Below are 12,350 nucleotides of genomic sequence, written 5' to 3'. Positions count from 1 at the left end.
TTTAAAAAGAAAAACTTCATGCCTCTGTCTCCGTGATTGCTGAAAAAGAGTCAAGTTAGCTACCGGTTTTCTGAGATGTTGTACGAGAATAGTCTTTTATTTTTCAGGCTCTATTCTCGGTCAGCCCTCCTAGAAGAAGCTTTCACTGACAACGATTATGTCACCGGGCAGAACCGAACCATTAAGCGACAGTTCCTTTTCTTTCTCACTGCCATTTTCATCGCGTGTGACGATGATGCCTTTTTTAGAAGCCCGTTGAGTAAAACCACCCGCCAGAGCGATAGCTTTTTCCAGGGTCAGCCCCGGTTCAAAGGGAAAGCCCCCCGGTTCCTTGACTTCACCGGTGACAAAAAACTTGCGGTACTTCACCATGGAGACGCTGACCCGAGGGTCAATGAAATAGCCGTCTTTCAGTTTTTCCGTTATCAGCCTTTGTAGCTGACCCAGGGTGAGACCCTTGGCGCGAAACTCTCCAAGGAACGGATAGGAAATACTGCCCGCATCCGTCAGGATTATTTCTTTCTCCATCCCTTCTTCACCGTAAACGGAGATCATGATTTCATCCCCTGCACCCAGTTTATAGCGGGAGAGGCTCATGGGGTTGGCGGCCAGCAGGCCACTACTAAAGACCATGATTGATAGTAAAACGACTAAAGTCGTCAGCTTCCGCTGTGGGTTGGTTAGGTATTGTCTGGAAATCATTGCTTGTACCCTATTGAAATCTCCTGAAAAGGCTGAGGTTTCCCTGAGGTGATAGATTGAAAAAAGTCCTGAATAAAAAAAGCAGGCATAATAGCATATCATGCTATACGTTTCTCGCCTTCTGAAAAATAGGGCCTTTCGCGGGTTGGCTGATTAAAAATCAGGTAAAACAGCAGAAATATTCAGCAAATAACAAGATTTCCTTCCTCGTAGCAAAGTATTGCACCAGATCAACCTGTTTACCGGGGTTACCCGGAAGCAGGTTGAGTATCGTTCTCCAATTTGCAGGTGTTAGGCGTGAATCGGGCCTGAAAACCGAACAGCCCGCAAAAGAACAGAAAAAGGAACAGTTTGACGCTTTTACCGGCAACTGGAAGCAAGCGACGACAGTCTTTTAGAGAGCTAATGTGGCCGTGAGCATATAGTAGTCTCGCTTATAATCTTCAGCACCGGTGAAGCCGTTTTTATCGGTTTCATCGCGGCTGACGTGCTGCCAGGAGGCAGAGAGTTGAATGTTATGTTTGATGTTCCAGTCTACCGCCAAACCCAGCTGTTTTACCTTGCGCTCTTTCTCGGTAACGCCGGTGCCGTCCTGAATTGATTCGTCGGAATAACTGTAGCTGGCTCGGGTGTTGATTTTTCCGGTCCACTGGTGCTCCCAGGTGAGTCGGGTTGTGGTGCCCTCGGTAAAGTCCGCACTGGCCGGGTCTTCCGATTCCAGACCGTAGTCCCGGGTGGTGCTCAGCTGAATCAGTGAGTGGTCCACCGGTAGATAGCTTACACCCAATTCCCAGCCAGTATAATCCTGACGTTCTGTGCCAGTGGCATTCCGGTAACGGCGACCCAGTTTGGCATAACCACTGCTTTTGGCGGTGGCATCCCAGCTTAAGCCCACCAGATAGCTGGTGATATCGTAGGCGGCATTTTGTTCCTCGGTGTAGTCCAGCTTGCGCTCCTTGATTTCTACCAGGGCGTTGGTCTTGGGCATAAACTGGTAGTAGCCGGTGGCTCCATATTCAGTGGTATTTTTATCTTCGCCACCCGCTCTGTAATTCTGTTTGTTGTAGCTGCCAAACAGGTCGGCACGCATTATCGCCTCTTGGGCACCAAAGCCGTATTTGAGACTGCCCTGGGTGCGATTATATTCCGGTGCGGACTTATCAATGACATCATTAACAGTGGAGCCAGCATCGTGGTAGCGGCCAAGGTCAAATCCGGCATCCAGCCGGTGGCGGCTGGTGAATTCCTGATGGATATCTCCCTTGACGCCAACGTCGGTATAATTGGCGTCGGACTGGCTGGAAAAATTGGTGTTACGGGCTGCCAGGGTTGCTGCGTAAGTGTTGAGACCGGTTTGGGCTCGGAACTGCGCTTCTGCATTCAACTTATAAACTGCAGAGCCTTTATCCGCCAGTTCGCCTTCGCCTTTACGGTAAACATTGTCGTCGTAGCCGATACCGGCACTGACTACCGGTACCATTTCCACAGGACCCAGATTGATATGGCCTGCATCCTCAACGGCAGCCATTGCATTCGTACCGTACATTGCCAGCAGGCTTACTGTGCTGAGCTGCTTTATTCCCTTCATGCTAACTGTCTCTACCTTAAACTGGAACGGCTGGTGTAATATAAACAACGTCCATTTGGATAAGCCAGTATATTAATGTCTATTACTGCTAATTAACAGACACTGTCAGACTTTTGCCAGTTTGTATTTGGGGTCTGCTAATGTAATTTCTCGCACTCCCTGCCTGTACATGGATGCGACAGTTGCTGTATAAAAGTTGCATATCCAAGGAACCGTAACCGGAACAACGATGAAACCAAAACTCATATTTGCATCCACTGCGCTGATGATGGCGGCCCTCTCGGGTAGTGTCCGGGCCGACCTCGCGCAAGATCTGGCGACCATGCCCGTCAAGCAGGCACTGGCCAAGGCCATGGAAAATGATGACCAATCCATTGAAGCGCTGATTTCAGGGGTTACCGCAAAGTTGCAGGATCAACCAGACTTGCTGGCTTCACTGGTGGTGGCTGCGGTTGCTGAATTTCCGGATCAGATGAAGCAAATTGTCTATTTTCCGGCTTGTGCGGTTTCTGAACAGAACAAAGAGTCGGTGGCTGCTGCGTTGATGACCGCCTCAGCAGGCAATGCTGCTTTGCAGGGCGCGATTGGTCAGACCGCCGCAAACTGTGAGCAGGCACTGGCGGAAACTGAGGGCACGACAGAAGAAGCGGAACAGACGGAGATTGAAGCGGAACAAACAGAAGTGGCTGTTGACACCACGGTGCCGCCACCACCTCCACCTAACACAGGTGCGGGTGACAGGCCGCCGGAGATCAGTCCCAACTGAGGCCTTTTGCTCCCGGAGCATCCGGGGGCAAGCTTTTCTTCTCTGATTAGCTGAACCTGCTGTGCGATCCTGAAAAGTTTAACCTGTCAGCCCCGATGCATAACCCGCTGCTTTTCAATATTCCATTCACGCTCTTTGGTGGCCGCTCGCTTGTCGAACTCTTTCTTGCCTCGGGCAAGGGCTACCTGACATTTGACCAGATGGCCTTTCCAGTAGAGCTTGGTAGCGATACAGGTATGACCTTTCTGTTGAGTTTCCGAGAACAGCTTGGCTAGCTCTCTTCTGTGCAACAGCAGTTTGCGGTCGCGCAGAGGGTCTGCCACCACATGGGTAGACGCCGTATCCAATGGAGTGATCTGGGCACCAATCAACCAGGCTTCGCCATCTTTGAGCAGAACGTAGCTGTCTACCAGCTGCACCTTGCCCATGCGAAGGCTTTTGACTTCCCAGCCTGCCAGTGACAGCCCTGCTTCAAATGACTCATCTATATGGTAGTCATGACGGGCCTTTTTGTTGACGACAATGGAGGAGTCGCCTTTACCGTTTTTTTTCGATCTTTTAGCCATGCGCGGATTATAACGTGGATAGAGTATAAAACCAGTCGTTGCTTATGACTTATACTCATTCAGGCTCCTGACGGTTTTTCGTATTTGTCCGGGACTTACATTTTTCAGGTTAAATAATCTGGTCTGTAAACTATTTTGGAGGATATTTCTTTTTTTGTGGTGATTGTAGGAAAAAGTGGTTGAGGTGAGAAATTAAACCGATACAATGCTCAGCGTCGCCCTCATGCTCCAGTGAAAGCTTTATGGTAGCTGCTTTATCCGGTGTTGAGTGGGCTGTTATTTGTGCCCCTGGCTGTAAGTAATGACTCTACTCTCTTCTTCAAGCTGGTTGTCGTTTGAGCTCCTTTTCCTGATTGTCTGATTCGAGACTGAATAGCCCGGGCGGCTTGCAATTAAATGCAGTGTTGTTCGAAGTATCTTTGCAGCACTCTGCATGAAGGTTTCACTCAATTAGAATTTTGCTGTACATCATTGAGGAGTCTCATGTCAGGACAAAACCCGACAACCTCGCGTAAAACCTGGAACAACCGTTGGACATTTATGCTGGCTGCGGCCGGTTCTGCCATTGGTCTGGGTAATATCTGGAAATTCCCATACATTGCTGGTCAGTACGGGGGCGGTGCCTTTGTAATGGTTTATCTGCTGTGTATCGCGCTGGTAGGTATTCCTTTGCTGATGGCTGAAACGGCCATTGGTCGTTCAACCCGCCTGAGTCCCCTGAATGCCATGCGTAAACTGACCAGCGATGCGGGTGTCTTTCGTGGCTGGGAAGTGATTGGCTGGATGGGTATGGTCACCGGCTTCATCATTCTGACCTTCTACAGCGTAGTGGCCGGTTGGGCGCTGTCCTACGCCTGGGATCTGTTGACAGGTGTTTTCAATGGTATGACGGCTGATCAGATTGGCGGTGAGTTTGAAGCTCTGACGGCCTCGGCACCAAGACAGATTCTGTGGCACACACTGTTTATGGTTATCACCGTTCTGATAACTGCTCGTGGTGTCCATAAAGGTCTGGAAAAAGGTCTGCAGGTTATGATGCCAACCCTGTTCGTCCTGCTGTTTGGCATGCTGGGCTACAGTATTCTGGCCACCGGTGAATTTATGCGTGGTTTCCACTTCATGTTCGATGTGGACTTCAGCAAGATTACTGGTGAGGCGGTTGTGGCGGCAATGGGTCAGGCCTTCTTTACCTTGAGTCTGGGTATGTGTGCCCTGATGGCATACGGTGCCTACATGCCTGCCAATAACTCTATTCCACGTACAGCACTGAATGTTGCATTCCTGGATACCCTGATGGCCATCATCTCTGGTCTGATCGTATTCCCGATTGTTTACGCTCACGGTCTTGAACCTTCTGCCGGACCCGGTCTGCTGTTTGTTTCCCTGACCTCTGCCTTCGCCAATATCACTGGCGGGTCGATTCTGGGCTTCATATTCTTCACGCTGGTTGGTATCGCTGCCCTGAGTTCAGCCATCTCCCTGATTGAGCCCTCTCTGTCCTGGGTGACTGAGCGCTTCGCTATCAATCGTGTGCTGGCAACCTGGTTGATTGGCGGTGCTATCTGGCTGGTAGGTCTGGGCTCTGTGTTCTCCTTTAACATCTGGGCCGACGTCAAGTTCTTCGACAAGACTATCTTTGACCTGGCGGGTTACATGACCGACGTCTTCCTGTTGCCTTTGGGTGGTGCTCTGACAGCGATCTTTGCCGGCTGGGTTATTAAGCGTTCTGTTATGTCTAACGAACTGGCTATGAGTGTCGGTCTTTTCAATGTATGGCGTTTTGCGGCTCGTATCATTGTGCCTGCAGCGGTAGCTATGATTCTGTACACAGCGCTGAAATGATTTGAACTCTTTTAAATCATAATCAGTATAGAGCGTAGCTTTGTGGCTGCGCTCTTCCCAAGCCTTCCCGGCTCACTTGCACTGTCCTTCCTTCACAGCCCCGAAAGCAATAGCTTTCACAATGTGGTATGCTCGCCGACCCTTGTTTTGTAAATTTGCAGTGCGTCATGCCAAGAGTTTCCCGTTCAGCCCTGATCATGCAGCCAGTAGAAAAAATGTATCCGCTGGTGGCTGATGTTGAAGGTTATCCTGAGTTTCTGCCCTGGTGTTCCGGGGCCAGAATACTGAAGCAGGAAGGAGAGGTGCTGGAAGCCGCTCTTGAGCTGTCAAAAGGGAGTCTGGGTTATGAGTTTTCCACAAGGAACCGAATGGTGGAAAATCGGTCTATTGAAATGTCATTGCTGAAGGGGCCTTTTTCAAAGCTGAATGGGGTCTGGACATTCAAACCGCTGGGCAATGAAGGCTGCAAGGTGTCTCTGGAGCTGGATTTCGAAATATCCAACCCGGTGCTCAGGGCTACAGTCGGTGCAGTGTTCAATAAGGCAATGAATAAAATGGTTGATGCCTTCTGTCAAAGAGCGGAGCAGCTTTATGGCTGAAAACAATAACCGGTCAGAGCCGGGAGAAGATTCCAGAGTAAGCATTGAAGTGGCTTACGCCAGGCCGGATGATTACCGAATCCTGACTGTTGATGTAAAAGAAGGTACTTCAGTACTTGATGCTGCCAGACAATCCGGGATGGAGTCGATTTTTTCTGAGATTGATTGGGACTCTGTTAAACTGGGTATCTTTGGCAAAGCGGTTATCAGACCTGCCGATCAGGCAGTGAAAGAAGGTGACCGGATAGAAATTTATCGACCATTGATTGCTGATCCGAAAGAAGTGCGCAAGAAGCGTGCGGAGACAGCAAAACTCAAGAAAGAAGCAGCTGCATCCTGAGGGTAAGCTGCTCTTTCAGTCATCAAAGCTGTTTTAAGGTGTCTTACCTGCACCGGGACGAAAGTCTCCTTCAATAGAGGTAAGTTTGTCGTCCTTGAAGAAGATAGTCAGGGTTTGCTGGGTGCGCTGTTCGCCACCAGGCTGAAGACTGGAAATATAATCCCAGCGGTCCCGGTTGAAGGCGTCTTCCATAAGAGGGGTGCCCATAACATACTGGACTTGGTTACGGGTCATTCCCGGACGAAGCTGATCGACCATTTCCTGGGTAATGACATTACCCTGCTGGATGTCGACCTTATAAACACCGGGGAAGCTGATGAGTTTGGAGCCACTGTCTGTTGAACTGGCACACCCAGCCAGAAGAGCAGCGGCACTGAGAACAACGGTGGTCAGGGCTGGACGTTTTTGCATCGGTTTCAGACTTCCACTATCTTCTTCGAAAATGAATGTTAGGCTTAAAAGTGTGATAATAGCAGGGATTACCTGCTAAATGCTAAGGGTTAGGGAAACGTGTTGGAAAATCAAGAGTTGCGCAAAGCGGGTCTGAAGGTCACGCTGCCTCGTGTCAAAATCCTTCAGATTCTTGAAAGCTCTCAGGGCCTTCATATGAGTGCGGAGGATGTCTACAAGGCACTCCTCGAAGCAGAAGAAGATGTCGGTCTGGCTACCGTCTACCGGGTGCTGACCCAGTTTGAAGGGGCCGGTCTGGTGATCAGGCACAACTTTGACAGCGGGCACTCGGTGTTTGAGCTGGCCAGAGGTGAACATCACGATCATATGGTCTGTATGGAAAGTGGTGAGATCATCGAGTTTATCGATGAAGATATTGAGCGTCGTCAAAAAGAGATTGCTGATAAGCATGGCTACGAGATTGTTGATCACAATTTGGTGCTGTACGTAAAGCCAAAACAAAAGTCCTGATTTATTCTGGAACACGTTTTCTTAAAAAGCCGGTCACAGTGTATCGGCTTTTTTTGTGGGTTGCGTTTTTTTCATTCAGCTGAATACTCTACTCCCTGCCAAAACTCATAAGTACTCAGCCATACGGAATCGAATATTTCTGGCTTATTGGTCAGGTGCTCTGCAAGGCGCAACGACGGGAACATAGCAAGCTATGTGACCAGAGTTGCAACGCAGCACGACTGCATGGATGCAGGAGCTAGGAGCCTGACCGAGAATAGACTGCCCTACGCGGCAACTGCTCCTGCGTTGCTCTAGCTCCTGCATCCATGCAGTCGTGCGGCGGCAGCAAATTGGTCTGAAAATCCGCTTTTGTTCGTCAAATAGCTCGCTATTCTCCTTACAAAACCGAATTTTCATCCTCAATTTTCTGCCGTCCTCGCTACGGGCGCTATTCTCGGTCAGGCTCCTAGAGCAACGCAGGAGCAGTTGCCGCGAGTGCCTGAACAATAAGTCAGAAAATATGATTTCGTATGGTTGAGTACTTACTGTGTCTGCGCTTCAAACAATGGATTGCACAGCCGATTGACTTGTCATCTGCATAATGCTGATGTTTACTTACCAGCCAGAAAAATGCACAACATGGGAGGTACAAATTGACATCGTTAATTGGCATTGGTCTTTACAGTATCTCTGAGGCATCGGTTCTGACTGGCATCAAGGCGCAAAAAATTCGTCGTTGGGTCTATGGTCACAAGTCTGGCAATCGTGTTTATCATCCTCCTTTATGGCACTCCCCGTTAGTTGATGAGGTTGAAGAAACCGTTGGTTTTCAGGACCTTCTGGAAATTCGGTTTGTTAATGCATTTCGTAATTATGGCGTATCCATGCCCGCTCTTCGTGCGGCTGCTGAAGCCGCAAGAGAATACTTTGATCAACCCTACCCCTTTACCTGTAAGCGATTTCAGACTGATGGGCGCAGCGTTTTTGCCCAGGTTACGGAAGAAACGGGTGAGGAAGGTCTGGTGGATCTGGTTAAGAAGCAAAACGTATTCAATAAGATCATCAAACCATCGCTCTATAGTGGTATAGAATACGACAGTGGTGAGAACAGTGCCTTGCGCTGGTTTCCAATCCGTAACAGCAGGAAAGTAGTACTTGATCCAGAGCGTGCTTTTGGTAAGCCCATTATCACTGAGACTGGCATCACGACTGAAACGCTCTACCATAGCTGGTTAGCTGAAGGTGAAGATGCCAGAATGGTTGCCTCGCTCTACGAGATTGATGTGTCGGCCGTGACAGCAGCAGTATCTTTTGAACAAAGGATTGCTAATGGCGAAATACTTCATTGACCACAATCTTCTCCCGCGTTTAGCTCATGCTATTCGGGAACTTTGTTCCTATGACAAGTCTTCAGAGATATATGCCTTGACGGATAAGTTTTCTGCTAAAGCTAAAGATGTCGACTGGATTACCTCATTGGCCGAGGAAGGAAGCTGGGTCATTATATCTCAGGATCGTTTCAAAAAAAGCAATGCCGAAAAAGAGGCTCTCAGACAAAGCGGCCTGACCGTTTTCTTTCTTGATAAACAGTGGTCGAAAAGAGCGTATTGGGATAAAGCTCATAATCTTGTACGCTGGTGGCCTGCAATTATGGATCATGCTGAACGGATGATCGGAGGTTCTGTATTTAAAGTGAGATGGAATCATGGAGCGGTTGCTAAATTCGAGCAGGTCAGGCTATAGCCTTTGCTCTTCAATCCCCAACCATTGAATGAGCGGAAAAAATAAAATGACACCAATTTCCTTATGACCCCGGCTGTTTCCGTCGATTGTCAGTGTTGCTAACTGAGTTGTCATTATAGTCAGGGTGAATTTTCTATATCTTTTAAAAAATATTAACTGCCACGGAGGTAATTCGTATGAATATTCAGGGAAATCAAGTAGCCACTGACTTTTACATCAAGTCATGGGAAAGTAGCATAGCTGGTGAAACACTAACTAACGACGTTGGTAAGTTCAAAGGTGAAAAAGTAACCTTTTACTCTGAGGAAGCAGAAAGAGCTTACACTGTTTATGTCCACGAAAGTAAAGATAAAGGCAGATTTGTTAATGTCAATGTCACAGCCGAAACAGGTAGGAAAAATATTTTTAGCCGTATGGTTGGTGCAGTTGCTGACGCATTTAAACGGTTGGTTACGCCGGGTATGAAATTTAATGAAACTCGTGCGCACCAAATGAAGAGTAAAATTGAAAATGATATTCTGAAACAGGCTATAAATGCTGCTACTAAACCTTACTACGATAAAAAGACGATCGAAGATGGATTCAGAGCCGCAACTCAGCTTAATAATAAATTGGGTATTGATGATCTTGAAGATAGAACTCGTCTCCATCTGGCGAAAACCTTTTATCAAAATCACTACGACGCCTCTCTGCTTCTTCAACTTCAAGATGAACTTGTTATCAGAATGAATAAGTTAGAACGAGAAGCTGCAAGCTTCTCAGCATCGGCCAGTTTTTGTCAGGGTCGAATGGTACTTAATAGTGTTGATGGTGCTTTAAATATGACTCATTTAGCTTTGACTGGAGACAATAGTGCAAGACAGCGAGTAGATGATGCCAGAGGCAGGATCCAATCTGATTTGTGGATGCAAAATCACTACAACCGTAAGCTCGTTAAAACGCACGATACTATCAGGTCAGTTAGTGCACGGTTATTAGAAGTTCAAAATGCTTTTTCTGATAAAATATTTTAAATTATTTATCAACCATGTTCGTATGTATGTAACCAGACTGCTTGCTGTTGAGCGATGGCTACCGGGTGAAAACGGTAGCCATCGCTCACTCATCCCCCTCATGAGCAGCAGAGAGGTCAGGCAGAGGGGGCGGGTCTTGAATCTTGAACATATTCAAAAGGAGCAATATTCAAGACCTGACACTCATCACTGATTGGAAATTAATTTGGCTTAAGGCTTGCAGAAGATGAAAAAACGTCAGAGTTGTCAATCATCTGGCAGCCAGTCGTCATCAGTCATTTGCTCGAACGTCCATGGACATTGATCGGGAAAGCTGTCTTTGTGTAACCGTTTATTTTCGATTCTAATGTGCTTGTTCAGTTCCTTGATGGCATCTCTTTTGGCGGTGGGGTAAACCTCGGCGAGTATGTCATTGACCATAGGCTCAAGGCTGGGGTTCTTTTTCATGTGGCGTTCAATTTCCCTTCTCGGGTTATTGATGCTGGGCAGCCAGGTATAAATCACCCTGTCTTCTACCCAAGGGTCTTGAAGTACCCGTTTTTGGTAATCGTATTTCAAAAGATGGACCAGCAATATCAATATATGGAAACCTAATTCTCGGGTATTGTCGCCCATTTCAGAATCCATGACCTCCAGCAAGTTAGGAATATCTAACTGGTCAAATTGGCCCTGAGCCAGCAGATCCCGTTGCTGGCCAAGCCACCGGTTGTAATCAGTTTCGTACAGGTTTTCCATAAAATACCTCCATCGCCATACCACTGTAGGCAAAATACAGAAGAGAATCAAAATGATCTACCAAGACACGGACGCCTTTGCGGGGGGGATCAATTTAGCAAAATCGCCGTAAACCCTCGCCCAATTGAGGGTGTCGAAAAACTCTCTCCAGCGTGGGAACGAGTTGACTCCCGTCATTCCCGACTTCATTCTCGTCATTCCCGCGAAGGCGGGAATCCACACTGACTCTCCGCCAAAACCATACTGCCCGGTGCCCCCCTGGCCTTGTCATCCCCGAGAAGGCAGAGACCAACTGTTGGCCCTGGATTCCCGCCTTCGCGGGAATGACGACCTCAGAGCATGGGAACGAGCTGTTGGAGTTTTGCAACACCCTCGCTATGCGTGGGAATGCATAACTCCCCTGAAAAGTGAGTGATCCGTCAAGGCAGCGGCAAATCAAACAGAAGACCCATCAATAAATATCATGTCACACTGGTTTAATACGCAGGTCAGAGCCTCTTTACTCACGCCCCGAACACCAAAGGTTTTGCGGGTAATGGCCTTCAGTTCTCCCGGGATTATCCGGGTTTGCCTGGTAATGCTGCTGATTACCCTGCCGCTGACAGGTGAGCAGCCCGGCTTGCCGTAGAGCACAGCCAGTAAGCGTTGTTGGGTTTTGGTGAACAATGCAGAGGCAATGGATGACACAGTGAAGTAAGTTCTTATAGAGGTCTCAATATTAGAACTCATAGGTCTCGTATTGAGACTTTTCAAGGTCCCAGATTAGTGTCTTTCGGTCTCATTTTGGTACTTATAGGTCTCTAAATGGGACTGAAGCATTGAGCAGTCAGTGTCTGCACAATTGTCTCCGCAGTGCGGAGACAATTCATTGGATCAGGGGTAAAAGTGGTTAGTCAGAAAAGCATGCAAGGCCTTCATCGCCTGATAATGACCGGGTAAACGACGATATATTTCTAATGCCAGGTCTTCTTTGTAGGTATGGGAAGTCAGGTTGCGGTCCTTCAACATACTCAGCCACGCTTTTTCGTCATCGAACCAGTGGGCGGAGTACGCCCGCTGCATACATTCTCTGGGCGTATTGGCAGTGATGCCTTCTTGTGCAAGGCATGCTTTCAGAGTTTTCCAACTCAGTTCAATGGAAAACTCGAATCGCTGAATTGAGGCATCAATCACCAGAGGGTGCGACTCTTCATACTGCAAGGATTCATGAAACCGCTGCAAGGCTTTGCCCAACGCGTCCAGTTTTAAATCAACGCTCATACAATACCTGCTTGTCCTGTTCGATGGCGGCTCTTAGTGTGCTGCCGGGTGGCTCGGCATCCAGACGAACACAATCGATGGTTAACAGGGTATCGGCTTGCTCGACAATAGCCAAGACCTCCAGCCACTGGTCATGGGTAGCAGAAGGACAGACAAGGGCCAAGTCAATATCCGATCGTTCACGGGCATCGCCACGAGCGCGGGAACCAAACAGGTAGAGAGCATCGACAAAAGGCAATGCTGACAGTTGTTGCAGGAATGGGTAGTCAGTCAATTTCAATGTTTTAATCCTT

Annotated in this window: 17 protein-coding genes; 9 read left to right on the top strand and 8 right to left on the bottom strand. The window is 48.2% G+C overall.

Annotated features, from left to right (window positions below; all coding sequences use genetic code 11):
• Positions 1–129: 129 nt before the first annotated feature.
• Together P6910_RS22025 and P6910_RS22020 are read right to left on the bottom strand one after the other, a co-directional pair.
• Entirely contained in the window at positions 130–702 is a 573-nt protein-coding gene (locus P6910_RS22025) for a polysaccharide biosynthesis/export family protein (RefSeq protein ID WP_317143403.1), read from the bottom strand.
• Between the two features lie 394 nt (positions 703–1,096).
• Positions 1,097–2,290, bottom strand: coding sequence for a hypothetical protein (locus P6910_RS22020; protein WP_317143402.1), 1,194 nt, complete (start codon positions 2,288–2,290; stop codon positions 1,097–1,099).
• Between the two features lie 229 nt (positions 2,291–2,519).
• Here P6910_RS22020 and P6910_RS22015 point away from each other — a divergent pair, with 229 nt between their 5' ends.
• Positions 2,520–3,056, top strand: a complete 537-nt coding sequence (locus P6910_RS22015) for a hypothetical protein (protein WP_317143401.1) — start codon at positions 2,520–2,522, stop codon at positions 3,054–3,056.
• Between the two features lie 86 nt (positions 3,057–3,142).
• On the opposite strand, the gene smpB is transcribed toward P6910_RS22015, so the two are convergent.
• Positions 3,143–3,622 (bottom strand): SsrA-binding protein SmpB, encoded by a 480-nt coding sequence (gene smpB, locus P6910_RS22010; protein WP_317143400.1) that lies wholly within the window; start codon positions 3,620–3,622, stop codon positions 3,143–3,145.
• 483 nt (positions 3,623–4,105) lie between these two features.
• On the opposite strand from smpB, the gene P6910_RS22005 reads away from it, so the two are divergent.
• The 3 genes from P6910_RS22005 (at position 4,106) to P6910_RS21995 (ending at position 6,403) form a co-directional block, all read left to right on the top strand.
• Complete coding sequence (locus P6910_RS22005; protein ID WP_317143399.1) at positions 4,106–5,464, top strand: sodium-dependent transporter; 1,359 nt, start codon at positions 4,106–4,108, stop codon at positions 5,462–5,464.
• A 167-nt stretch (positions 5,465–5,631) separates the two neighbouring features.
• Positions 5,632–6,063, top strand: coding sequence for a type II toxin-antitoxin system RatA family toxin (locus P6910_RS22000; protein WP_317143398.1), 432 nt, complete (start codon positions 5,632–5,634; stop codon positions 6,061–6,063).
• A complete protein-coding gene (locus P6910_RS21995) occupies positions 6,056–6,403 on the top strand; it encodes an RnfH family protein (protein WP_317143397.1) in 348 nt (115 codons plus the stop codon). The genes P6910_RS22000 and P6910_RS21995 overlap by 8 nt, the downstream gene beginning before the upstream one ends.
• A gap of 33 nt (positions 6,404–6,436) precedes the next feature.
• On the opposite strand, the gene P6910_RS21990 is transcribed toward P6910_RS21995, so the two are convergent.
• Positions 6,437–6,814: an outer membrane protein assembly factor BamE gene (locus tag P6910_RS21990; RefSeq protein ID WP_317143396.1), complete on the bottom strand. Its 378-nt coding sequence runs from the start codon at positions 6,812–6,814 to the stop codon at positions 6,437–6,439.
• A 102-nt stretch (positions 6,815–6,916) separates the two neighbouring features.
• Between P6910_RS21990 and fur the strand changes: the two genes are divergently transcribed.
• The 4 genes from fur to P6910_RS21970 all read left to right on the top strand — a co-directional run bounded on the left by fur (position 6,917) and on the right by P6910_RS21970 (position 10,062).
• The gene (fur, locus tag P6910_RS21985) at positions 6,917–7,324 is read left to right on the top strand and encodes a ferric iron uptake transcriptional regulator (protein ID WP_317143395.1); all 408 of its coding nucleotides are present in this window, start codon (positions 6,917–6,919) and stop codon (positions 7,322–7,324) included.
• A gap of 635 nt (positions 7,325–7,959) precedes the next feature.
• Positions 7,960–8,655, top strand: coding sequence for a DUF433 domain-containing protein (locus P6910_RS21980; RefSeq protein ID WP_317143394.1), 696 nt, complete (start codon positions 7,960–7,962; stop codon positions 8,653–8,655).
• On the top strand, positions 8,636–9,049 hold the full coding sequence (locus P6910_RS21975; protein ID WP_317143393.1) for a hypothetical protein: 414 nt from the start codon (positions 8,636–8,638) through the stop codon (positions 9,047–9,049). Before P6910_RS21980 ends, P6910_RS21975 begins: the two co-directional genes overlap by 20 nt.
• A gap of 176 nt (positions 9,050–9,225) precedes the next feature.
• Positions 9,226–10,062, top strand: a complete 837-nt coding sequence (locus P6910_RS21970; protein WP_317143392.1) for a hypothetical protein — start codon at positions 9,226–9,228, stop codon at positions 10,060–10,062.
• Positions 10,063–10,308: 246 nt separating this feature from the next.
• Here the strand turns inward: P6910_RS21970 and P6910_RS21965 are convergent, their stop codons facing one another.
• The gene (locus tag P6910_RS21965) at positions 10,309–10,797 is read right to left on the bottom strand and encodes a DUF29 domain-containing protein (RefSeq protein WP_317143391.1); all 489 of its coding nucleotides are present in this window, start codon (positions 10,795–10,797) and stop codon (positions 10,309–10,311) included.
• A gap of 130 nt (positions 10,798–10,927) precedes the next feature.
• Between P6910_RS21965 and P6910_RS21960 the strand changes: the two genes are divergently transcribed.
• Positions 10,928–11,212, top strand: a complete 285-nt coding sequence (locus tag P6910_RS21960; protein ID WP_317143390.1) for a hypothetical protein — start codon at positions 10,928–10,930, stop codon at positions 11,210–11,212.
• 20 nt (positions 11,213–11,232) lie between these two features.
• Here the strand turns inward: P6910_RS21960 and P6910_RS21955 are convergent, their stop codons facing one another.
• The 3 genes from P6910_RS21955 to P6910_RS21945 all read right to left on the bottom strand — a co-directional run bounded on the left by P6910_RS21955 (position 11,233) and on the right by P6910_RS21945 (position 12,337).
• The gene (locus tag P6910_RS21955) at positions 11,233–11,526 is read right to left on the bottom strand and encodes a hypothetical protein (protein ID WP_317143389.1); all 294 of its coding nucleotides are present in this window, start codon (positions 11,524–11,526) and stop codon (positions 11,233–11,235) included.
• Positions 11,527–11,670: 144 nt separating this feature from the next.
• On the bottom strand, positions 11,671–12,057 hold the full coding sequence (locus P6910_RS21950) for an HI0074 family nucleotidyltransferase substrate-binding subunit (RefSeq protein WP_317143388.1): 387 nt from the start codon (positions 12,055–12,057) through the stop codon (positions 11,671–11,673).
• Positions 12,047–12,337 (bottom strand): nucleotidyltransferase domain-containing protein, encoded by a 291-nt coding sequence (locus P6910_RS21945; protein WP_317143387.1) that lies wholly within the window; start codon positions 12,335–12,337, stop codon positions 12,047–12,049. Before P6910_RS21945 ends, P6910_RS21950 begins: the two co-directional genes overlap by 11 nt.
• Between the last annotated feature and the right edge of the window lie 13 nt (positions 12,338–12,350).

Source organism: Endozoicomonas sp. 8E (assembly GCF_032883915.1).
Classification (GTDB): domain Bacteria; phylum Pseudomonadota; class Gammaproteobacteria; order Pseudomonadales; family Endozoicomonadaceae; genus Endozoicomonas_A.
This window is presented reverse-complemented; position numbering and strand designations above follow the sequence as displayed.

Coding starts and splice junctions, on each gene's coding strand:
- P6910_RS22025 (WP_317143403.1), bottom strand. CDS start 702: ATGATTTCCAGACAATACCTAACCAACCCACAGCGGAAGCTGACGACT.
- P6910_RS22020 (WP_317143402.1), bottom strand. CDS start 2,290: ATGAAGGGAATAAAGCAGCTCAGCACAGTAAGCCTGCTGGCAATGTAC.
- P6910_RS22015 (WP_317143401.1), top strand. CDS start 2,520: ATGAAACCAAAACTCATATTTGCATCCACTGCGCTGATGATGGCGGCC.
- smpB (WP_317143400.1), bottom strand. CDS start 3,622: ATGGCTAAAAGATCGAAAAAAAACGGTAAAGGCGACTCCTCCATTGTC.
- P6910_RS22005 (WP_317143399.1), top strand. CDS start 4,106: ATGTCAGGACAAAACCCGACAACCTCGCGTAAAACCTGGAACAACCGT.
- P6910_RS22000 (WP_317143398.1), top strand. CDS start 5,632: ATGCCAAGAGTTTCCCGTTCAGCCCTGATCATGCAGCCAGTAGAAAAA.
- P6910_RS21995 (WP_317143397.1), top strand. CDS start 6,056: ATGGCTGAAAACAATAACCGGTCAGAGCCGGGAGAAGATTCCAGAGTA.
- P6910_RS21990 (WP_317143396.1), bottom strand. CDS start 6,814: ATGCAAAAACGTCCAGCCCTGACCACCGTTGTTCTCAGTGCCGCTGCT.
- P6910_RS21975 (WP_317143393.1), top strand. CDS start 8,636: ATGGCGAAATACTTCATTGACCACAATCTTCTCCCGCGTTTAGCTCAT.
- P6910_RS21970 (WP_317143392.1), top strand. CDS start 9,226: ATGAATATTCAGGGAAATCAAGTAGCCACTGACTTTTACATCAAGTCA.
- P6910_RS21965 (WP_317143391.1), bottom strand. CDS start 10,797: ATGGAAAACCTGTACGAAACTGATTACAACCGGTGGCTTGGCCAGCAA.
- P6910_RS21955 (WP_317143389.1), bottom strand. CDS start 11,526: ATGAGTTCTAATATTGAGACCTCTATAAGAACTTACTTCACTGTGTCA.
- P6910_RS21950 (WP_317143388.1), bottom strand. CDS start 12,057: ATGAGCGTTGATTTAAAACTGGACGCGTTGGGCAAAGCCTTGCAGCGG.